Source organism: Acinetobacter sp. C32I (genome assembly GCF_023702715.1).
Taxonomy (GTDB): domain Bacteria; phylum Pseudomonadota; class Gammaproteobacteria; order Pseudomonadales; family Moraxellaceae; genus Acinetobacter.
Window position 1 is genome coordinate 258,318 of the sequence record NZ_CP098480.1, and the last position, 19,818, is coordinate 278,135.

Annotated in this window: 27 protein-coding genes; all 27 read left to right on the forward strand. The window is 40.6% G+C overall.

Annotation, left to right across the window (positions count from 1 at the left end):
* Position 1: 1 nt before the first annotated feature.
* The 27 genes from NDN13_RS01250 (at position 2) to NDN13_RS01380 (ending at position 19,689) form a co-directional block, all read left to right on the forward strand.
* Complete coding sequence (locus NDN13_RS01250) at positions 2-961, forward strand: hypothetical protein (protein ID WP_251116850.1); 960 nt, start codon at positions 2-4, stop codon at positions 959-961.
* A 5-nt stretch (positions 962-966) separates the two neighbouring features.
* Positions 967-1,716 carry an ATP-binding protein gene (locus NDN13_RS01255; RefSeq protein WP_502799560.1) on the forward strand — a complete coding sequence of 250 codons (750 nt, stop codon included), beginning with the start codon at positions 967-969 and terminating at the stop codon, positions 1,714-1,716.
* The gene (locus NDN13_RS01260) at positions 1,713-1,907 is read left to right on the forward strand and encodes a hypothetical protein (protein ID WP_251116852.1); all 195 of its coding nucleotides are present in this window, start codon (positions 1,713-1,715) and stop codon (positions 1,905-1,907) included. The genes NDN13_RS01255 and NDN13_RS01260 overlap by 4 nt, the downstream gene beginning before the upstream one ends.
* A complete protein-coding gene (locus tag NDN13_RS19830; RefSeq protein ID WP_353050818.1) occupies positions 1,904-2,500 on the forward strand; it encodes an HNH endonuclease in 597 nt (198 codons plus the stop codon). The genes NDN13_RS01260 and NDN13_RS19830 overlap by 4 nt, the downstream gene beginning before the upstream one ends.
* The gene (locus NDN13_RS01270; RefSeq protein WP_251116853.1) at positions 2,497-2,946 is read left to right on the forward strand and encodes a hypothetical protein; all 450 of its coding nucleotides are present in this window, start codon (positions 2,497-2,499) and stop codon (positions 2,944-2,946) included. The genes NDN13_RS19830 and NDN13_RS01270 overlap by 4 nt, the downstream gene beginning before the upstream one ends.
* A 3-nt stretch (positions 2,947-2,949) precedes the next feature.
* A complete protein-coding gene (locus NDN13_RS01275) occupies positions 2,950-3,363 on the forward strand; it encodes a DUF1064 domain-containing protein (RefSeq protein ID WP_251116854.1) in 414 nt (137 codons plus the stop codon).
* 2 nt (positions 3,364-3,365) lie between these two features.
* A complete protein-coding gene (locus NDN13_RS01280) occupies positions 3,366-3,923 on the forward strand; it encodes a hypothetical protein (protein WP_251116855.1) in 558 nt (185 codons plus the stop codon).
* 119 nt (positions 3,924-4,042) lie between these two features.
* Positions 4,043-4,666, forward strand: a complete 624-nt coding sequence (locus NDN13_RS01285) for a hypothetical protein (RefSeq protein ID WP_251116856.1) — start codon at positions 4,043-4,045, stop codon at positions 4,664-4,666.
* Positions 4,667-4,845: 179 nt separating this feature from the next.
* Positions 4,846-5,634 (forward strand): hypothetical protein, encoded by a 789-nt coding sequence (locus NDN13_RS01290; RefSeq protein WP_251116857.1) that lies wholly within the window; start codon positions 4,846-4,848, stop codon positions 5,632-5,634.
* Positions 5,635-5,880: 246 nt separating this feature from the next.
* Entirely contained in the window at positions 5,881-6,123 is a 243-nt protein-coding gene (locus NDN13_RS01295; RefSeq protein ID WP_251116858.1) for a hypothetical protein, read from the forward strand.
* A 41-nt stretch (positions 6,124-6,164) separates the two neighbouring features.
* Entirely contained in the window at positions 6,165-6,809 is a 645-nt protein-coding gene (locus NDN13_RS01300; protein WP_251116859.1) for a putative metallopeptidase, read from the forward strand.
* 46 nt (positions 6,810-6,855) lie between these two features.
* A complete protein-coding gene (locus NDN13_RS01305) occupies positions 6,856-7,320 on the forward strand; it encodes a DUF2280 domain-containing protein (RefSeq protein WP_251116860.1) in 465 nt (154 codons plus the stop codon).
* Positions 7,289-8,557, forward strand: a complete 1,269-nt coding sequence (locus NDN13_RS01310) for a PBSX family phage terminase large subunit (RefSeq protein ID WP_251116861.1) — start codon at positions 7,289-7,291, stop codon at positions 8,555-8,557. The genes NDN13_RS01305 and NDN13_RS01310 overlap by 32 nt, the downstream gene beginning before the upstream one ends.
* Positions 8,554-10,611 carry an anti-CBASS protein Acb1 family protein gene (locus NDN13_RS01315; protein WP_251116862.1) on the forward strand — a complete coding sequence of 686 codons (2,058 nt, stop codon included), beginning with the start codon at positions 8,554-8,556 and terminating at the stop codon, positions 10,609-10,611. Before NDN13_RS01310 ends, NDN13_RS01315 begins: the two co-directional genes overlap by 4 nt.
* A gap of 99 nt (positions 10,612-10,710) precedes the next feature.
* Positions 10,711-11,490 carry a phage head morphogenesis protein gene (locus tag NDN13_RS01320; protein WP_251116863.1) on the forward strand — a complete coding sequence of 260 codons (780 nt, stop codon included), beginning with the start codon at positions 10,711-10,713 and terminating at the stop codon, positions 11,488-11,490.
* A 32-nt stretch (positions 11,491-11,522) separates the two neighbouring features.
* Positions 11,523-12,689: a DUF2213 domain-containing protein gene (locus NDN13_RS01325; protein WP_251116864.1), complete on the forward strand. Its 1,167-nt coding sequence runs from the start codon at positions 11,523-11,525 to the stop codon at positions 12,687-12,689.
* A 5-nt stretch (positions 12,690-12,694) separates the two neighbouring features.
* The gene (locus tag NDN13_RS01330; RefSeq protein ID WP_251116865.1) at positions 12,695-13,174 is read left to right on the forward strand and encodes a structural cement protein Gp24; all 480 of its coding nucleotides are present in this window, start codon (positions 12,695-12,697) and stop codon (positions 13,172-13,174) included.
* Between the two features lie 3 nt (positions 13,175-13,177).
* Positions 13,178-14,164 carry a major capsid family protein gene (locus NDN13_RS01335; RefSeq protein ID WP_251116866.1) on the forward strand — a complete coding sequence of 329 codons (987 nt, stop codon included), beginning with the start codon at positions 13,178-13,180 and terminating at the stop codon, positions 14,162-14,164.
* A 4-nt stretch (positions 14,165-14,168) separates the two neighbouring features.
* Positions 14,169-14,507 carry a hypothetical protein gene (locus tag NDN13_RS01340; protein ID WP_251116867.1) on the forward strand — a complete coding sequence of 113 codons (339 nt, stop codon included), beginning with the start codon at positions 14,169-14,171 and terminating at the stop codon, positions 14,505-14,507.
* 10 nt (positions 14,508-14,517) lie between these two features.
* A complete protein-coding gene (locus NDN13_RS01345; protein ID WP_251116868.1) occupies positions 14,518-14,916 on the forward strand; it encodes a DUF4054 domain-containing protein in 399 nt (132 codons plus the stop codon).
* Positions 14,917-15,492, forward strand: coding sequence for a hypothetical protein (locus NDN13_RS01350; protein WP_251116869.1), 576 nt, complete (start codon positions 14,917-14,919; stop codon positions 15,490-15,492). It begins immediately after the preceding gene.
* Complete coding sequence (locus NDN13_RS01355) at positions 15,489-15,881, forward strand: hypothetical protein (RefSeq protein WP_251116870.1); 393 nt, start codon at positions 15,489-15,491, stop codon at positions 15,879-15,881. Before NDN13_RS01350 ends, NDN13_RS01355 begins: the two co-directional genes overlap by 4 nt.
* Positions 15,857-16,315, forward strand: a complete 459-nt coding sequence (locus NDN13_RS01360) for a phage neck terminator protein (RefSeq protein ID WP_251116871.1) — start codon at positions 15,857-15,859, stop codon at positions 16,313-16,315. The genes NDN13_RS01355 and NDN13_RS01360 overlap by 25 nt, the downstream gene beginning before the upstream one ends.
* On the forward strand, positions 16,312-17,229 hold the full coding sequence (locus NDN13_RS01365; RefSeq protein WP_251116872.1) for a hypothetical protein: 918 nt from the start codon (positions 16,312-16,314) through the stop codon (positions 17,227-17,229). The genes NDN13_RS01360 and NDN13_RS01365 overlap by 4 nt, the downstream gene beginning before the upstream one ends.
* A 57-nt stretch (positions 17,230-17,286) precedes the next feature.
* Positions 17,287-18,756, forward strand: coding sequence for a DUF3383 domain-containing protein (locus NDN13_RS01370; RefSeq protein ID WP_251116873.1), 1,470 nt, complete (start codon positions 17,287-17,289; stop codon positions 18,754-18,756).
* A 19-nt stretch (positions 18,757-18,775) separates the two neighbouring features.
* Complete coding sequence (locus NDN13_RS01375) at positions 18,776-19,207, forward strand: phage tail fiber protein (RefSeq protein ID WP_251116874.1); 432 nt, start codon at positions 18,776-18,778, stop codon at positions 19,205-19,207.
* Positions 19,208-19,278: 71 nt separating this feature from the next.
* Positions 19,279-19,689, forward strand: a complete 411-nt coding sequence (locus tag NDN13_RS01380) for a hypothetical protein (RefSeq protein WP_251116875.1) — start codon at positions 19,279-19,281, stop codon at positions 19,687-19,689.
* Positions 19,690-19,818 lie beyond the last annotated feature (129 nt).

Genomic DNA, 19,818 nt, shown 5'->3' on the forward strand with positions numbered 1-19,818 from the left:
CATGGCTAGAGCAAGAAACATTAAACCATCATTCTTTATGAATGAGGACATAGTCGAGCTTTCTGTTGAAGCGAGATTATTGTTCATTGGGTTATGGACATTAGCAGATCGAGAGGGGCGTTTAGAAAATCGCCCTAAAAAGATCAAAATGTCTTTATTTCCAGCGGATGAAATAAACGTTTCGGAACAGTTATCTAACATTTCAAAATATGGATTTATCGAGTTATACAACATTGATGATACAGATGTAATCCAGATTGCAAACTTTATCAAACATCAAAACCCACATGGTTTAGAGAAAGACAGTGAGCTTCCAGACGTTAATGGGCTTTACACTGTTTATGATCGTAACCCAAAAAACAAAACTGTTATTGGCAAACCTAAGCTTGTTAAGAAATCTGAATTAACTGATTTCTATAATAAAACTGGTGCATTCAACCCAATTATTACAACTAATAACGGTTTTATTGATACGAATACTGAAATCAAAAACAGTGATGCAAACAACAATGAACAAGGTAATAACTGTTCTGAAACTGTTTTTATCTCAGATCAAAACGCCCTGAATCCTGAATCCTTTAATCTGAATCCTGATTCACTGAATCCTGAGTTAGGCGCACAGACTCAAACCGTTGTCGAAAATTCTTGGTCTCCAAATCCTGAAATTCTTTTGAGCGTAATTCGCCAAAGCATGGGTGTTCAAGCTGAGCAAGTAATCGCTATGCCTGATTACGATTTTCATTTGGGTAATTTCAATGCTCACTGGGAAAACAAGATTGACCTCACTGAAAACCAAAAGACTCGGAAATTTGCTCAGTGGTTAATTCTTGAGTTCAAAAAACCACAACGAAATACAACACCGAATAACAAACAAAATAATCTCAACGTCAATGCTGCTCATGGCCAAGTTAAACAATACGCCACATGTGCTGATGACGTAGACACAGGAGATTCACTGTGAACGCTATGACCAATTTTTTAAAACCAGAGATTCGTAATTCAAACCGTTTTTGTGAAATCCACAAAGAGCGAATGATTTTAATTGCTGGCCGTGATTTCTGTAAAACCTGTGCGATTAAGGCGGTGGAAAAGGCTCAATCTGAACACATGGTTTCTGTAAATACCTCAGTTCGTGAGAAACACTTTGCAGGTGCATTGCTTCCAGTCCGACATGCTGAAAGTGGTTTCAAAAATTACAACGTGACCCATGAAGGGCAGCGTGATGCAAAGGCAGCATGTCATGCATATGCGAAGGATTTTAACAATCCTGAAATCAAGCAAAAACGCAATCTGATTATGTATGGCCGCACGGGAACAGGAAAAACACATTTGGCTTGTGCTATCGCTCGAAACGTTCTGGATAAGCGTAGTTATGCCCGTTATGTCACAAGCGAAGATATGGCAAATGAAATTGCTTCTGCGTGGAAAAAGACAGACGACAGCGAAGCAAGCGCAGTGTGGCGTTTCACTGATTACGATCTTTTAATCATTGATGAGTATGGATTGCATGACCAGCACGAAAGCCGATTGCAATTGGTCCACAAAGTTCTTTATTCACGCTATGACGCTAAAAAACCGACAGTTTTAATTTCAAACTGGACTGAAGCTCAATTAAAAGAAAGTTTGGGTGATCGTTTGTGGTCACGCTTCCAGCATGACGGCCTAACCGTGGTTGAGTGCAATTGGATGGATGCGCGTACTGGTGGTGGCCTATGAACATAATCTTAACCAACGCAGACATCCGTTTCTTTTTAGTGTGGTTGGCCAATATGAAACGCCGTCCACACTACGAAATTATCGTTGTTCGCCAAGTGATCAACGCATTTCACAACAACACAGAACATCAACTTAAAACAGAAATATTAAGTCTGGCTGATTTGAGCAGACGTGCGGGAGAAGGGCGATGAAATTAACCAAAGCTCAAAGAGCTGGTATAAAAATGAAGTTTGGCGGCATGTGTTCTTACTGCGGTGAGTTGCTTGGCGAGAAATGGCAAGCTGATCATTTGATTCCAATCCGTAGAAATGGCGATGGCACTTGCATGAATCCTGAGCATGATGTGATTGAAAACCTTATGCCTGCTTGCACTATCTGCAACAAAAATAAGCACTCATTCACTTTGGAGTTCTGGCGTAAGCAACTTGAAGATTCAAATCGAAAGTTACGTGATTACGTGGCTAATTACCGTCTAGCTTTAATGTTTGGTCAAGTTCAAGAGACAACAAGCCAGATTGTCTTTCATTTTGAAAAGTGGGAGCAACAGCCAAAGGGGAAATACAATTGGTCATTAATTCCTGAGCATGTTCAGTTCATGGCCACAGATGAGGATGGTATGGCATGTGGTTGGTTAGTAGAGCCAAAAATCATGGGTGATGCTTGGAGACACCAATCTCATCTTTCAGCCTTTTTCAATATCAATGCTAGAGACAATTATTTAAACCATTTTCGAGGCGACTGGAAAGAATCATTAGAAAAACGTCCAGAGGAGCAAAGCCCGTGAGTGAATATAAATCAAGAATAAACAATGAGTCTGAATTTAATAGTGTGATGGCACTTGCTAAGTCTATGGGCTATTACAACGAATTAGAGTTTAAGTATATCCCTCATGTTAAGACATTGTTTCTACCAAGCGACTGCAGGCATATCCAATGGAGCCATAGAGCTATTGATGATTACCCACAAGATAAGCATGGCCGAGAAATTACGATTGAGGAATTAAAGGAAATCTCGGAAAAGTATCAAATAAACCACGAGAAATGCCCACACGGTTATGACATTGCTTGTCTGCTTTGTGGATTTGGCACTGTAAATGGGAAGCGTATTTATCACTCATGGACTAAAGAGCGCCCAGTTTCCCGAAGACGCAAACGCAAATTAAGCAAGCAAGGCAAAACAGTGTACTGGTCAAAACGCCTTGAATCTTATGTTTATGTGATGGGTGAATAACCTATGACATCAATGAGCATCGATCAGTACCGCCGTGAAATTCTCAAGCAATGCGATAAGCCTAAGGCAGCTAAACGCAACAAGTTTAACGCACAGAAGGTTGAGCTTGACGGTATGACGTTTGATAGTAAGAAGGAGCACAAGCGGTACATCGAGCTCAAGGCTATGCAGCAACGTGGGGAGATTACTAGGCTAGAACATCACAATAAATTTGAATTGGCGCCTAAGACCAAATTAGAGGGAGAGAAAAGGGCAAAGCCAGCTGTTAGATACTTTGCTGATTTCACTTACTACAACGGCGAAGGCACATACATCGTTGAAGATGTGAAGTCAGCAGCAACAAGAAAGCTTCCAAGTTATCGCACCAAAAAACACTTAATGAAAACGGTTCACGGCATTGATATTACAGAGGTATGAGCATGAATACAGTAGCAGCTAAATTTGAACAATTTGAATGGTTGACTCATGGTCTGACGGCGAGTTCACCAAACTTAGAACCTAATGTCCGTGGAACGGGAGAGAAGCCATTGGATTATCAAGATCGATTGGGTGCTATTGCTTCTATGGATACCCAGCTTGCAAAGTCAGTTACAGCTTTGATTGTGTTTGAAGGTAAAGCGCAAAGTGACTATGAATATGTTCGCCAGCACTTAGCAAATATTCTTTTAAAAAACGCCGTTGCTGATAAGAAAAGAGAACCAGAAGGAATTGCAATGTATCACTTGGCGTGGCTCATTTCTCGAATGGTTATTGATTTTGCATTAAATCCTGAATTAGAGGAAAACTACACGGCGAAAGGTCGGTTAATGTATGCGGGTATTGGTAAAAACCAAATGACAGAAAGTTCATATCGTCAAACATGGAAGCCATACGAAAACCTAATAACAATGTCAATTGAATCTGCAATTGATGAGGCATCGAAATCAATTGAAAATTATAAGAAAGATACTTACAAAGCAATTAAAAATAATAGTTAGCATTATTCTGATAACTAGGGTATAGTTTTTCTATACTGGTCGTATTACGGTTTAACCATGACCAAGCATTCTGAGCTCATCAAATTGATGGGCTTTAATTTTATAAGGGATAATAAAAAGTGAATGAAATAAGGGCTGTTTTAGATGCAGCATATATACAAGGGGTATGTGCAATTATTGCAGCATTGATTGGAGCTTATGTAATTGTTAAGTCAATAGTTGAACAAGCTAAAAATACTTTGATTTCACACAAGGTTGATAAGCTTACAGAAGCAAAAAGAGATGTTTATCTAGATCTAGTACAAGATTGGCAAAGTTTTTTAATGGACTTAAGTAGTTACCAATCAATTGAGTTAAAAGAGAATTACTTAGTAAAATTTCAAGAATCTTTATCAAAAGTACTTGGTTCTTTACATAAAGCTAGTTTCATTTCGGATCCTTTAACAAAAGAAAAAATTTTAGACTTTACAATGGACTTATCAAAAGCAAATTTCAAATTTATAGAATATATTGAACGTTGGTACGCATTAGGTGGAAGTTCCAATGAAAGACCTCAGGTGGTTTTGGACTTTATGGAATATGTTGAACCTATAGGTTTAAATGCTATGAATTTGCAAATAACACTTAGAGACGAATTGGGATTAAAAGAAGATGATGATGTAAATCAAAGAATTCTTAAAAAGCAAAAAGATTTTTCAAAAGAAATTAGAAATAGATTGAGATCGAGATTAGGAATTCAATAAATGTAATGCCTTTAAAGCCCTATCCAAATGGGGCTTTTTATTAAGTGGTAAAGATGCTAGAAAAGATTGAGCGGATGCTGAACTTAAAAAAATAGGAACAGGGTGATAATTTTTTAATTTTTTATATTGTAAATTATTCTAAAATTATGAAATCTCTACATACACCGTAAAATTAAACAATGAAGATTGGTATTTGTAAACTTTGTGATAAAGAATCAGAATTGCAGAATTCTCATGTAATAGGAAAGGCTGTTTTCAGGGCAATGATGAAGAGTTCGAACTCACATTATCTTATTGCTACAAGTGTGAATGAAAATATAATAAAAAAATCAAACGATCAGTTTGCAACACCAATGCTTTGCAGGGATTGTGAGAGTCTATTAAACGCGAAATATGAAAATTATTCTTATTGGGTTTTGAAAAATAAGCAACCAGGAGTAAAAATTCATAAAAAGTCCGATTATTGGCAATTTAAAGATGTCAACCAATATAGATTGGCAATGTATGTTGTATCCATTTTTTGGCGTTCAATGGTTTCAGAACATGTAGTTTTTAAGAATTCAGTTTTATCAGAAGAACTAAGTAATTATTTTAAAAATTGTATAAATGGAAAGATAAAAATTGATGAAAAATTTTTCAATGTGAAAATTTCAAAGCTCTATTGTAATAGAGGTTATTACAAAGAAAGAATCCTAGAGAATTTTATTTTACCCCCTACATTAAGAGTTAATCATAAGAGTGGGTTTTCATACTCAATGGTTTTTGGCGGATATTATTTTGAGTTTTTTTGTGGATGCCTAAACTCAAATGAACGACTTGAAGTCGGATTCATTAAGACAAATAAACGATTCCTAAAAATACCCTTTAAGAATTTTTTAAGTATTCCAGAGGTCTTAAAATCGTTAAAAGTCACACGTGAAATGTATGATAGGGATAAGGAATTGTATAAAAACTTATTGAATAGTTGAGATTGAATTACATAAGAGGTGGGTATGAGTTCTGAGACATTCACAATTAAAGATCTCTCAGACATAACTAAAACACTATCTTATCTGCATACAAACTATAGCAAGGCGAAATTTGAATATAAGCCTTTGATTGTGTTTATTATTTAATAGGATCGAGATGGATTAAAAACACCTGAAGATTTAAGGTGGTGTTTCTGTTGAATGCCAATTATTATTATCTATCCATAACAAATGATAGACTAATTAATGAAAGTAAAAGATTTAATAAGTGAATTGCAAAATCTTGACCAAGATTTAGAGTTGTATTTCTTAACAGAAGATGAAGAAGTAACAAAAGGAAAAAAGCTGGTTGAAGTCTTTGGTTTTAAAGATGTTCATACTTCAAGTGTGACAACAAAAAGAAATCTTGACAGTAGTTTTGAGTTCACTTTCTTTCCGGAGGAAAATGGACGGGAAGTAGCATTTATTAATTTCACCAAACATGTTTAAAAGAAACCGCCTTAGTGGCGGTTTTTTAATGGGTAAAATTTATGAAAGAAGTCGGTTTTGTAATTCAGCAAAGACCATATCCCCCTGATTGGATTTTTGCCCAAGACACACCAAACTTTGCACCGGCACCAGAATTATGGCGATGGATTAAGACTATTTTTCTAAATCCTGACCATAAGCTTTTTAACCCTGATCATGCACATCTTGGAGCGTTCCACTATCCACAGATCGCCGTAATGTGGGCTAAAGGTGGATTTCAGAAACAAGGTCGATTTGTGGTTGGCCAAACTGAAAAGATCATGATCAATGCAGGTGGATGGAAGAAAGAACGGCAGGAAGAGCAGTTTTATCAATGGTTCAATGATTTGCCTGATTACTTAATCACGATTGATGCAACGTATGCCCAGCATGCTAATGATATTGATTTCTGTGCTTTGATCGAACATGAGCTTTATCACATCGCGCATAAGAAAGATGAATGGGGCATCCCATCCTATAACCGTGAAACGGGTAAGCCTAAGCTGACGATACAAGGACATGATGTAGAAGAGTTCACGGGCGTAGTTCGCCGTTATGGGGCAAATAAGGAAGTACAAGAAATGGTGAATGCTGCAAATCAAAGGCCAACAGTGGCTAAGGCTGATATCTATCATGCCTGTGGGACTTGCTTTCTAAGAGTGGTTTAAATTTTTTTACCATTCTTCTTGGATGTACTTGGATGGAATGGTTGAAATGGCACGTATTACCAAAAAGGTGAAACTGTTCATCGTGAGGATGCTTGCTGAGTTTGAATCTCCAACTCAAACATCTAAAACAGTTAAAGATATTTTTAATGTTGAAGTAACAGCCCAGCAATGTGAGGCATATGACCCTACAAAAAGAACTGGTCAAGATTTAAGCCAGGAATTACGAGATAAATTCTTTGAATACCGCCGTATAGCAAACCAAGAACTTGAAGCAATACCCATTGCAAATATGCGGTATCGATTACAACTACTTCAGGGCTTAGTTGATAAATACCCTGACAATCCTGTGTTAATTCCCAAATGGGCTGAACAAGCCGCAAAAGAGATGGGTGGTTTATATACCAATAAACAAGAGGTGGACCACACAAGTAAGGGCGAGTCGATAAACAAGCCCACAACAATTGAACTGGTAGCGCCTAATGTCCAAGGTACAGATCGAACTGCCACCTAAACTTATTCCCTTATTTGCCGAACCAAATTTACGTTATAGACAATCATGGGGTGGCCGTGGTTCGAGTAAGACAAGAACATTTGCTGTGATGACGGCGGTTAAGGGTTATGTATTTGCTGAGGCAAATATAAGCGGCATGATTCTTTGTGGTCGTGAGTATATGAATACTCTTGCTGATTCTTCAATGGAGGAGATTAAGCAGGCAATCCGTGCAGTTCCCTTTCTAAATGATTACTACGATATAGGTGAAAACTATATTCGGACTAAAAACCGCCGTGTCTCATACGGATTTTGTGGTTTACGACATAATTTGGATAGCATCAAATCTAAAGCACGTATTTTATTGTGTTGGGTTGATGAGGCCGAAACAGTTAGTGAGGTTGCATGGCGTAAATTACAGCCTACGGTCCGTGAAGCTGGTTCAGAAATCTGGATTACATGGAACCCTGAAAAGCGCGGCAGTGCCACTGATAAGCGATTTAGACATGAGTTGATGCATGATCCTGTAACGGGCGAGTTGATTGGCATGGGTGTAGAGATGAACTACACCGACAATCCTTGGTTCCCTGAAGAATTGGAAAAGGAACGCCGTCAAGATCAGAAAAACCTATCTATAACGGATTATGAATGGATTTGGGAGGGTGCATATCTTGAAGCATCCGAGGCTCAAATCTTTAATGGTAAATTTCAGAAATTGGATTTTGTTCCAGATACAGATAAATGGGATGGGCCATATCATGGTCTAGACTTCGGTTTTGCCAATGACCCAACTGCAGGTACTAAATCATGGATATATGATGATTGCCTATATATCGAGCATGAAGGAGGCAAAGTCGGTCTTGAGTTAGATGACACGGTTGATTTTTTAAAGGCAAAAATACCAGGTATAGAAAAATATGTGGTTTTAGCTGATAACGCACGGCCTGAGTCCATTAGCCATCTCAAGAAAAAGGGATTACGGCGCATCAAAGCTTGTGAAAAGGGTAAAGGTTCCGTAGAGGATGGGATTGCCCACATTCGTTCCTTCAGGAAGGTTTACATCCATAGTCGCTGTAAAGAGACCTACCAAGAATTTAAAAAGTATTCATACAAAAAAGATCGCCTTACTGATGAGGTGTTGCCGATCATTCTTGATGAATTTAACCACTACATTGACAGCATTCGCTATGCCCTTGAGCCAATCATGAAGCGCAAAGGCGCTCTTAAAGTATCAAACAAAGTATTGAGCCAGATATGAAATTTCGTGAAAAATTATTGAGCCTTCTCATCCGTTGGCTCCGATTCGCCACGCCCGTAGAAAGTGAAAATACTGCTTCTCAGGGCGAAAAACCAAAGCGTAAAAGAATCAGTTTAATGGCATTGAACGCCGTAGGCACAAAGCCTCAGGAAGTTGTGACAAAGTTCAAAATGCCAGTATTGCCCAAAGGCGTAGTCCCAGACGGCGAAGGTCTAGCGATGGACAGCGGCGGCATGGTTGGTTATGCAAATGCCGCAGGCGTAAGCATGAACTTTTTAGGCTATCCGATTCTGTCTGAATTGTCGCAGCGAAGCGAGTACCGCGCACCAGTTCAGACACTTGCTACTGAAATGACTCGTAAGTGGATTCAGTTTAAAAGTATTGGTTCGGATGATCTGTCAGATGAAATTAAACAGATTGAGGTTGCTTTTGACCAATTCAAAATTCGTGATGCGTTCAAGTTGGCAACTGAGCACGATGGTTTTTTTGGTCGTGGGAACTTGTTTATTGAAATTGACGGGAATGATGATCGTGAAACGCCGTTGATTGTTGATAAAGCCACAATTAAAAAGGGTAGCCTTAAACAATTGAAAGTGATTGAGCCGATATGGACCACGCCGGTTAATTACGATTCAATTGATCCAACAAACAAGTATTTCTATAAGCCTAATATGTGGTATGTGATGGGTAAGCCAGTACATAGCACACGCTTATTTACGCTTATCAGTCACCCTGTTTCAGACATGCTTAAGCCGTCATACAACTTTAGTGGTTTAAGCATGACTCAGATGATGATGCCATACGTGGATAATTGGCTAAGCACGCGCGATTCAGTTAGTGACTTGATTCACTCATTCTCTACTAGCGGCATCAAAACCAATATGGATGCAATTCTACAAGAGGATGGGGATGCAACCGATATTATCAATCGTGCAGAGCTGTTTAACCGCATGCGTGATAATCGTGGCTTGATGATGCTTGACCAGGAAACAGAGGATTTTTTCCAGTACAACACACCCTTATCGGGGTTGGATAAGCTTCAAGCTCAAGCGCAAGAGCAAATGGCTGCACCTTGTCACATTCCACTGGTAAAACTTTTTGGCGTCACCCCAAGTGGTTTAAATGCATCCTCTGAGGGTGAAATCAAGGTTTACTATGACTATGTAGCTGCTCAACAACAGAGCGTTTACACAGATCCATTGGTGACAATCCTAAAAATTATACAGTTACACCTTTTTGGTCAGATATATGACGACATTACTTTTGAGTTTGTTCCATTAGAGCAAATGACAGAAGAACAAATTGCCATTATCAATAAAACCAAAGCGGAAACAGGTGCAACACTTGTAGAGGCTAATATTATTAGCCAAGAAGAAGAGCGCACACGTTTAGCTGATGATTCTTTTAGTGGTTATAACAGTCTTGACGCTGAAACTTTGCCAGAACGCCGTGAGGATGATCCAGCAATGGATGCTGACGGCGAATGGGATGAATCTAAACATCCAAGAGCAGATAATGGGCAGTTTGGTAGTGGTGGTGGCTCTAGTAATACAAAAATGCAGGCTAGCAAACTTACCGAGGAAAATGCGGTAACAATCACAAGTCAGCATTCTGAGCAAATGCCAGCGAATAGCTTACATACACCAACGGTTCGAGAGGCATTAAAAGAGATTTTGGTTGGGAAACATGGAGAATCTAATCCAGTTGTGAATAAGGCAACAGGACATAAAATGATTTTCACTACAACCAATCTAAAAGCATCTTTAGCCAAAAACGGTAAAGACAATGAAAAGGAGCGGCTATTACGTAGTCTTTATCCTGCTTTACCAGAATTGTATGAGAAGTCTATTCCAGACGATCCCCATTTTGAGCCAAACACGAAACCAGAGCAAAAACCCGGTATTGCTGGATATAGAAATTATCTAGTACATGCTGAGGTAGGTGGTAATAAGCATTTGGTTCGCATTGGTGTTGATGTACCGCATCCAGATAAAGAAGGGAATGCACCAAGAAGCGGGGCTTATTATTTTCATAAGCTAGAAATTGAGAAATAAAAAAAGGAGATTTAGTTACACAGGTTCATCTACTAAGTAGGACTTCTGTCTAAATCTCCAAGTTCCTATTTTAGCCTATTATTTAGCCAAAGGCAATTTATGAAACCTAAAACATTACGTGCTATTCACGCCAATGTCGGGGTGGAAGTAGCCTATAGAAAAGCTTTGCGGGGCATTCTTAATGAAATTCATTCAGATGTATTGAGTGAGGTAATTTCTGAATACACCATTCACCAGTCAGAGGTTGCTCAAGACATTAACATTGCTTTGGTTATGCAGCGACTATTTAAAAACCTCACAAGTTTTTGGCAACGCCGTTTGAATGACTTAGCGCCTCAAATAGCAAAGATATTTGCAAAAAGCTCAACCCAACATACTGAACGCGCAATGATGCAAGCTTTTAAAAAAGCTGGTTTTACAGTGCGCTTCAATATGAGTGAGCGCGTAGAGGAGCAAACAGAGGCGGCGATTGGTGAGAATGTTAGCTTAATCAAGTCTATTGGCAGTCAATACCTTGACGATGTTCAGCAATCAGTGTGGCAAGCGATTAAAGCAGGCCATGATATGCATACCCTCTCAAAAACACTCCAAGCCAAATATGAAATTTCAAAGCGCCGTGCTGATTTCATTGCACGAGACCAAAACAACAAGGCCAAGGCTGTTATTGAGCGTGAACGGCGTTTAGAGCTTGGGATTACAAAGGCAATATGGCAACACTCCCATGCGGGTAAAAAGCCACGGATTAGCCATGTACATGCAGATGGCAAAGAGTTTGATATCGAACAAGGCATGTACATTGACGGCGAATGGATTCAACCAGGCGAACTCATCAATTGTCGGTGCACAAGCCGCGCCGTGATACCAGGATTCAACTCTTAGCACCTTCGGGTGCTTTTTTAATGGATATAACAATGAGCAAATTAGCATTTGACCGATCTGTCCGTAGTTATGACCAAGATGGGCGACTACGTGTAGAAGTTTCACCCATCACCAAGGCCACAGTAAACCCTTACCACGGATATGAAATCCCAAATTATGAAGGCTTAGGCCTGATTCGAGACAAAGTCTACTACTTGTTCCGAGATCCACTGGAACTAGAACGAGCAGTTAGCACATTTAAAAACCTTCCACTAATGATCAAGCATATACGCACATCGGCGGATGATCATAAAAAAGACTTAGTGGTTGGTACAACAGGAAGTAACACCGAGTGGTGTGACCCATACATCAATGTTGATTTGATGGTTTGGGATGCGGTGGGGATTGCAGGTATTGAATCCCAAGAACAAGCCGAGTTGTCTAGCTCGTATTACTACGATGCAGATATGACACCAGGCGAGTATCAGGGCATGCGCTATGACGGTGTAATGCGAAATATCAAGGGCAATCACGTTGCTTTGGTCGACATTGGTCGGGCTGGGCCTGATGTGGTTGTACATGACAAAAATCCTTTTATTGAGGGAACTTCAATGAGTAAAGAACAAAAACTTGCTCAGGCGAAAGCCAAAGCGAAACAAGCATTACAGGCGAAATTAGCAAGTGATGCCAAACCCGAGGACATTGACGCAATCATTGCTCAATTGGCTCAAGACTCAGCAGAAGCGGCAGAATCTGAACCTAAAAAGCCAGCGGAAGATGAAGGCGATGAGGATGAAAAAAAGAATCCCGCTGACGATGAGGACGATGATTCTGATGATGGCAAGAAAAAGCCTGCTGATGATGAAGATGACAGCGATGATGATAAGCCAACCAAGGCGGCTATGGATGCAGCGATTAAAGTTGCTTCTGATCGTGCAGAAGCGAATGCCACCAAACGCATTGAGGCGCTATTTCAAGCGCGTGAAGATGTTAAGCCATTGGTGGGCCAAGTTGCTCTTGATAGTGCTGAATCAGTCTATAAGTTCGCACTAGATCAGAAAGGGATTGATACCAAAGGCGTACATCCTTCGGCATACCGTTCAATGGTTCAAATGCTTAAGAACAGTCCCGAGCCAAAAGCCAAAACAGCCATGGACGCTAAATCAGTTTCCGCCGTGCAAGCTAAATTCCCAACAATTTCTCGAATCAAACAGGGGTAAATAACATGGGTTTCCAAAAACAAGTTCAATTACAACAAGCTCCTGCGGTTGCTGGTGACTTTGCATCAAATAACCCACGTGCAGCTTTGCTTGCTGGAGAAGGTGCATTGGTGGCAGGTGCAACTGGCGCCGTTGTAGGTCGTTTCGCATGGGCGGTGAACGGCGTTGTTAGTAACGCAGGTTCAGGCAAGCCACAGGGCTTTATTCATCGCGAAAACCAAGCGCTTATCACAACTTGGCTGGATGAGGCATCAAACGTTATTCCACAAGGTTTGTCGCTGACGATTCATGTTGCTGGTGACTTTTGGGCGCAGACATTAACCAATGCAACGGTTGGCCAAAAGGTTTATGCATCACTTACAACAGGTGATGTAAAAACAGAAGCTGCAGGTGCCACAGTAGCCGGGTATATCGAAACAGACTGGTTAGTTGCAAGTGCAGCATCAGCCAATGAATTAATCAAAATCACAACATGGGGCGCGTAAACGATGGATGAATTAGAATATTTAGCAACAGTGGGTGTAATCCTGCCGTTTGGCACTCAGATTACAGATCCACACCTTGCAATGGATGCTCAGCCTGTCATGGTCACAGGTGCCAATGCGGGTATTCCTGCATTCCTAGCAAACTACATGGACCCTAAAGTTATCGAAACTTTGGTTGCTCCTATGAAAGCAGCTGTAATTGTAGGTGAAACAAAGAAAGGCGATTGGACCACTGAAACAGCAACCTTTCCAGTTGTTGAGTCAACAGGAGAAACGTCAAGTTACGGCGACTTCAACGACAACGGTTCTTCAGGCGTAAATGCCAATTTCCCGATGCGTCAAAGCTACCATTACCAAACAACCACAGCTTGGGGTGAACGTCAACTTGCAAAGGCTGGTTTAGCTGGTATTGACTGGGCAACCCGTACCAATATCGCATCAATCCTGACTCTGAATAAGTATCAGAACAAAACGTACTTTTACGGTGTTGCAGGTTTGCAGTGTTATGGATTGCTGAATGATCCAACATTATCAGCACCAATCACACCAACCGCTCAGTGGTCCTTAGATGCGACTGATGCCTTGACTGTTTATAACGATGTGGCTCGCTTAGTACGCCGTTTAATTTCTCAAGGTAATGGTTCAATTGATCAAGACACACCTTTGAAGTTGGTGACATCTCCAACAACATCATTGGCCTTTAACAAGACCAATCAGTACAACGTAAATGTACGAACTCAGCTCAAAACAAACTTCCCCAACCTTGAATTGGAAACAGCGCCTGAATACTCAACCGCTTCAGGTGAGTTAGTTCAATTGTTTGCTCCTGAAATTGAAGGGCAGGAAAGCGCAACGTGTGCATTCACTGAAAAGCTACGTGCACACAACATCGTTGTTAAGACATCAAGCTATGAGCAGAAGAAGTCACAAGGTACTTTCGGTACTGTGATTTTCCGTCCGTTCGCATTCGTTCAAATGTTAGGGGTATAAACCAATGGCAACAGCAAAGAAAGGCAGCGTAGTTATTGTAGGCTGCAAATTACCAAACGGCTTGATTGCTGAGGTTGACGGCGTAGAAGTCAAATTTAACGGCTTGAATACATCTCACATCGTTGGTGGATTCGGTATCACCGAAAATGTAGAAACCGAATTTTGGGATGTTTGGCTTGAGCAGAATAAACACATGCCTTATGTGAAGGGTGGCTTTGTTTTTGCACACACTGAAGCAGCTTCGGTTAAATCTGAAGCCAAAGAAAAGGCAGGGGAAAAGACTGGTTTAGAGCCGCTTGATCCAGGTAAAAAGCCAGAAGGTATTGAAGCACTAGAAAAATAAGGACTGAACAATGACCGTTATCTTTAATGCAGACAATTTTGTTGCTCGATTCCCTGAGTTTTCAGGTACCAATAGCGAATTGCTGGAAATGTATTTTGATGAGGCTTGCTTAAAACTTAAAAACACTGATAGCAGTATTGTTAAGGATGAAAAGGAACGCCGTATCTTACTTTACCTTTTAACAGCTCATATCGCTCAATTGGGGCAGCAAACGGCGAAGGGTAACGGTAATTTGGTTGGTCGTATTAGTTCAGCAAGTGAAGGTTCTGTATCTGTTTCGACAGATGCGGGGCCAGTAACCAAATCCCAAGCGTGGTATATGCAAACTGTTTATGGTTCTGAATATTGGGCCTTAACTGCAAAATACAGAACTATGCGATATGTACCTGCTCCACGGAGGTATCATTAAATGGCTGATGTATTGGGTGGTGATAGGTTTGAAAGGTATCTGGATGAATTAGCCAAGAGACTAGAACAAGATGCAACCCTAAGAGTTGGCTTTTTAGAGACAGAAACATATCCAGAGGATGGCTTGCCAGTGGCTCAAGTTGCCTTTTGGAATGAATACGGACCAACAATAAATGTGCCTGAAAGTAAAACAACGATTTACCGTTCTATACGCAAAGACGGTACCTTTAATAAAAATGGCAAGTTTGTTAGAAAAAGCCAATCAAATTTTGCAACAGAGCACACAGTACCAGCTCATCAAGTCGTTATCCCGCCAAGGCCATTTTTCAGAAGCATGATCGAAAAAAATAAATCAGGCTGGTCATTAGCTTTCGGAAACCTGATGAAAATACACAATGGTGATGTTCCTAAGGTATTTGCCTTAATGGGTGAGGGTATCAAGGACCAATTAACTCAATCAATTGTGGAGTTCTCAGACCCACCTAATGCGCCGTCCACGGTGCGTAAGAAAGGCTTTAATAAACCCTTGGTGGAAACAGGAACAATGCAACGAGCTACAGGGTGGGATATTGAATGAATTTACATGGTTTAGTGCGTGGTGCAATCAATGCAGTCAATCCAGATATTCCAGCATGCTTGCATAAGGCTACAGGCGAATATGAGACAAATGACGCAGGTATCCGCACCCCTAAGTACAGAATCTCGAAAGGGAAAATACAAGTTCAGGGTGTGAATGGTCGTGACCTTGAGCGCCTAAACAATTTGAACATGCAGGGTATATTCCGCACTGTTTATCTTTATGGCGAGTTAAGCGGTATTGTTAGATCCAATCAGAAAGGCGGTGATTTAATTGAGTTCGCCGATGTTGGTTGCTGTGAGCAAAAGAAATGGCTTGTTGTTCAGGTTGCTGAAGTGTGGCCAGATTGGTGTAAGGTGATTGTATGTCAACAAACCAACCAGACTTAACAGAACAAGATTTATATACGGCGATTCGCCGTTTTATTTTGTCTGTAATTCCTGAATCAGAGGACGTAATTCAAGGATTACAGAATCAGATTGCTATGCCTGATAAGGCGTTTATAGCAATGACGACATTGTTTAATGATCGAATAGCAACCAATCACTTTGATTACGATGTGGGCAAAAAGGATATTGTCCAGCCTCAAAAATGGACAGTCCAGATTGATTGCTACGGCGAACCATCAAATGCATGGGCAACCTTGCTGACCACATTGTTTCGTGATGAATATTCCACCAGTCAATTTCCTGAAAATATCAAGCCGCTTTATGCGGACGATCCAAAACATTTGCCTATAGTCAATTCTGAGCAGCAGTACGAAAAGCGCTGGATGATTACGGCGTGTTTTCAGGTAAATCCGAAAATGAGTGTTAGTTTATGAAAGTAATTGGTGCTAAGTCCTTGGTACAAATAATGCCAAGTGTTGTGGTGGCAAAGCAAAGAGTCACACCAGGTGTTTATGAATATGACAGCACTCAACCGCCGCTGATCAGCTGTGATGGTGCTACTCCAAGCGCAAGATTTTCATCAACTGGTAATAATATTAATAATTCAGGTTATAACTTGGTCATTAATGATGTTTTTTACAGAGATTTTAATTGGGATAGCCTAGGAGAAACATCATATCTGGAACATGTGATAAATACGGTTGTTCCGCCTAACACACTAGAAATTGAAGCTTGGATATATGATGGTGCTACATGGCCAACCGATTGGACAATTAAGAATATTTCTAATGAAAATCTTAGAATACTTATTGCCCCTTGGACAAGTGCATGTGATTTTGAAATTCATCCAGAAAATGAAAATCCAACAATATTAAGTCCAAATGAAGGTCAGTTTCAGTTCTGCCTATCCCCAATGTCAAATCAGATCAGTTGTGATGGTGCAACGAATCAGCTAGTTATTTCAGCATCTTATAGTGTTGACCCATTTCCTGATGAACGTTGGAAAATGGAGATTACTGATGCTGTTACAGGTGTTTTATTTACATCGTTGACCAATTTATCTGTTGTGGAACCTGACCATTTAAGTGTTTCATTAACCAAGAACAAAACCCCTGAATGTCCGTTTGAGTTCAGCCTCGAAAACGAAATTGATTACAACACTATTATTCAGAATGTATCAGGTAGTGATGTGAGAATGAAATTAAAGTTTATTGAGCTAATAGATGATGGCGAGGACCTAACAATTGAGTTTTGGGTCAGAGATGGATCTACACCAGTAAATTGGATAACTAATGTCGAGGGTGAAGATTACGAACTAACAGCTTGCCTATCACCAACACCAGTTTAAAAAACTAAACTCAACCACCTACGGGTGGTTTTTTATTGCCTAAACAAAGAGGAAACTATGAAAACCATTCCTGCAAATCAGTTAGTGAATGTTCTGCCATCCGTTGTGGGAACTGGTGGTTCAGCGCTATCTCTCAATGGGGTTATTTTAACAACCAATGAATCATTGCCCGCAAAGTCGGTAACGCCGTTTGCAACTCGCGACGATGTTAAAACCTACTTTGGCATTGAATCTGAGGAGTACGCAGCAGCGACTATTTACTTCAAAGGCTTCGATGGTTCAAACATTAAACCCGGTAAAATTTACTTTGCCACTTACTTAGCCACAGATGTAGAAGCTTGGACCCGTGGTAATAGCTTAAACTTCACATTGGTTCAATTAAAAGCACTGTCTGGAAGCTTGAGCATCGATATTGATGGGCAAACCAAAACAGCAGCAAATATCAACCTTTCAGCTGCGACTAGCTTTGCGAATGCTGCAACCATCATCGGCACGGCGATTAGCGCCAACGTTACCTATGATGAGTTTTACAAAGCCTTTGTGATTCGCTCAACAAGTGAGTCGATTGCAGATTCAACTATTGATTTCGCAACTGGAACTCTAGCTAGCTCCTTGCTTTTAACACAAGATAAAGGTGCGATTCTGTCACAAGGTGCTGAAGCTGATACACCTGCAACCGCTATGGACAATGTGACTCAACAGACGCAGAATTGGGGAACATTCACAACCTTATTTGAGCCTGATTCAGATAATAAAGTTGCATTTGCTGAATGGACCAATAATCAGGAATTACGTTATGCCTATGTCATGTGGGATACAGACATTCAAGCGACTCAAGCTGATGGCCAATCAGTAGGGGCATATCTAACCACCTTAAATTATGATGGAACAATCCCTGTTTACGGTGAGCTAGATAAAGGTGCTTTTGTCTGTGGTACTGCAGCTAGTATCGATTTCACTGAGTTTAATGGGCGCATTACCTTTGCCTATAAAGGACAAGCAGGCATTGCCCCAAATGTCACCGATACAACCACAGCCCAAAACCTGCTAGCCAATGGTTACAACTTTTATGGCGCGTATGCAACGGCAACAGAACAATTCAACTTGTTCCAGAATGGGCAGATTACTGGTGTATGGCGTTGGGCGGATACCTACATCAACCAAATCTACCTGAACAGTCAATTGCAACAAGCAATCTTGATCATGCTTAAAAGTATTAAGTCATTGCCATATAACAATGATGGTTATGGTTTGATTCGAGCAGCCTGTTTAGATCCAATTAAGGAAGGCTTGAATTTCGGCTCTATCCGAACAGGCATTCCATTGTCCGAGGAACAGAAGTCTGAAATCAATAACGCAGCAGGAAAGCGTGTAGATGACATTCTTACAAACGTTGGTTGGTACTTACAGATTTTACCAGCAACAGCTCAGGTCCGTGGCAACCGCACATCACCACCAATGAAACTTTGGTACACAGACGGCGGAAGCATTCAAAAAATTGATCTTGCATCTATTGATGTGATGTAGGCAGGGGAGAATTATATAAATGGCAACTATTACAAGTGCGAATAGCACATTCAGCTTAACAGCTACAGAGGTTTTCCCTGCACCGCAAAACTTGCAAGGCTATGCAACTGATGACGCTTTCGCCGTTGACGCAATTGATCTGGCTGAGGCGATTATGGGTGTGGATGGTCGCCTAAGTGCTGGTTATACACCGAATCCAACAAAGATCAACGTGGCATTACAAGCTGATAGTCCAAGCATCGCCGTGTTTGATGCTATCATTGCGGCTACAAAAGCAGCCCGTGAAGTGATCTTTTTAGACGCTGTTATTGGCTTACCTGCAACTGGTACCAACTATACATTTACTCGCGGTGTCATTACCAATGCAAACCAATTGCCAGATGCAAAGAAAACATTGCAACCTCAAAAGTATCAAATCACTTTTGAGTCAGTAACCAAGGCAATTGTATAACCCCACACATCAAAAACATTCATTAAGCCTGTGACCATAAATCACAGGCTTTTTTAATAGCAGAGGCAGACATGCGTAAGACCGGCACAGTACTTATTGACCAGGATAATCGTGATAAGGGCAAAAAGTTTTTAATCACAGAGATGTCAGCATATCAAGCTGAAGCTTGGGCAACCCGTGCACTACTTGCATTAACAAATGCAGGGGCAGAAATTCCAGATAACGTTGCTGAGATGGGCTTAGCAGGGATTGCTAACGTTGGCTTTAGTGCGTTGTCAAAGTTGCAATATGATGATGCAAAGCCGCTTTTAGATGAGCTTATGGATTGTGTGCAGATCATTATGCCTGCAATCACACGACCGCTTATCCACGGCGATGATGGCGATATTGAAGAAATTTCAACATATATGAAGCTTAAAAAGGAAGCGTTCATGTTGCATGTAAATTTTTCCAAAGCCGAGAAAGCCCCGATTTCGGAGTAAGTATCGGCAGCAATATTGCCCTTCTTGAATATCTTAATGTACCCGCAATCATTGGCACGATCGTCTCTAGTCGGTTGGCAACCTTAGCGGAATTGCAGTCTGTTTATAGTGCTGAAGATGCCTATAACT

Bases quoted from the DNA above. Each gene is read 5' to 3' on its own strand.
- NDN13_RS01250 (WP_251116850.1), top strand. From the start codon at position 2: ATGGCTAGAGCAAGAAACATTAAACCATCATTCTTTATGAATGAGGAC.
- NDN13_RS01255 (WP_502799560.1), top strand. From the start codon at position 967: ATGACCAATTTTTTAAAACCAGAGATTCGTAATTCAAACCGTTTTTGT.
- NDN13_RS01260 (WP_251116852.1), top strand. From the start codon at position 1,713: ATGAACATAATCTTAACCAACGCAGACATCCGTTTCTTTTTAGTGTGG.
- NDN13_RS19830 (WP_353050818.1), top strand. From the start codon at position 1,904: ATGAAATTAACCAAAGCTCAAAGAGCTGGTATAAAAATGAAGTTTGGC.
- NDN13_RS01275 (WP_251116854.1), top strand. From the start codon at position 2,950: ATGACATCAATGAGCATCGATCAGTACCGCCGTGAAATTCTCAAGCAA.
- NDN13_RS01280 (WP_251116855.1), top strand. From the start codon at position 3,366: ATGAATACAGTAGCAGCTAAATTTGAACAATTTGAATGGTTGACTCAT.
- NDN13_RS01290 (WP_251116857.1), top strand. From the start codon at position 4,846: ATGAAGATTGGTATTTGTAAACTTTGTGATAAAGAATCAGAATTGCAG.
- NDN13_RS01295 (WP_251116858.1), top strand. From the start codon at position 5,881: ATGAAAGTAAAAGATTTAATAAGTGAATTGCAAAATCTTGACCAAGAT.
- NDN13_RS01300 (WP_251116859.1), top strand. From the start codon at position 6,165: ATGAAAGAAGTCGGTTTTGTAATTCAGCAAAGACCATATCCCCCTGAT.
- NDN13_RS01305 (WP_251116860.1), top strand. From the start codon at position 6,856: ATGGCACGTATTACCAAAAAGGTGAAACTGTTCATCGTGAGGATGCTT.
- NDN13_RS01310 (WP_251116861.1), top strand. From the start codon at position 7,289: ATGTCCAAGGTACAGATCGAACTGCCACCTAAACTTATTCCCTTATTT.
- NDN13_RS01315 (WP_251116862.1), top strand. From the start codon at position 8,554: ATGAAATTTCGTGAAAAATTATTGAGCCTTCTCATCCGTTGGCTCCGA.
- NDN13_RS01320 (WP_251116863.1), top strand. From the start codon at position 10,711: ATGAAACCTAAAACATTACGTGCTATTCACGCCAATGTCGGGGTGGAA.
- NDN13_RS01325 (WP_251116864.1), top strand. From the start codon at position 11,523: ATGAGCAAATTAGCATTTGACCGATCTGTCCGTAGTTATGACCAAGAT.
- NDN13_RS01330 (WP_251116865.1), top strand. From the start codon at position 12,695: ATGGGTTTCCAAAAACAAGTTCAATTACAACAAGCTCCTGCGGTTGCT.
- NDN13_RS01335 (WP_251116866.1), top strand. From the start codon at position 13,178: ATGGATGAATTAGAATATTTAGCAACAGTGGGTGTAATCCTGCCGTTT.
- NDN13_RS01340 (WP_251116867.1), top strand. From the start codon at position 14,169: ATGGCAACAGCAAAGAAAGGCAGCGTAGTTATTGTAGGCTGCAAATTA.
- NDN13_RS01345 (WP_251116868.1), top strand. From the start codon at position 14,518: ATGACCGTTATCTTTAATGCAGACAATTTTGTTGCTCGATTCCCTGAG.
- NDN13_RS01350 (WP_251116869.1), top strand. From the start codon at position 14,917: ATGGCTGATGTATTGGGTGGTGATAGGTTTGAAAGGTATCTGGATGAA.
- NDN13_RS01355 (WP_251116870.1), top strand. From the start codon at position 15,489: ATGAATTTACATGGTTTAGTGCGTGGTGCAATCAATGCAGTCAATCCA.
- NDN13_RS01360 (WP_251116871.1), top strand. From the start codon at position 15,857: ATGTCAACAAACCAACCAGACTTAACAGAACAAGATTTATATACGGCG.
- NDN13_RS01365 (WP_251116872.1), top strand. From the start codon at position 16,312: ATGAAAGTAATTGGTGCTAAGTCCTTGGTACAAATAATGCCAAGTGTT.
- NDN13_RS01370 (WP_251116873.1), top strand. From the start codon at position 17,287: ATGAAAACCATTCCTGCAAATCAGTTAGTGAATGTTCTGCCATCCGTT.
- NDN13_RS01375 (WP_251116874.1), top strand. From the start codon at position 18,776: ATGGCAACTATTACAAGTGCGAATAGCACATTCAGCTTAACAGCTACA.
- NDN13_RS01380 (WP_251116875.1), top strand. From the start codon at position 19,279: ATGCGTAAGACCGGCACAGTACTTATTGACCAGGATAATCGTGATAAG.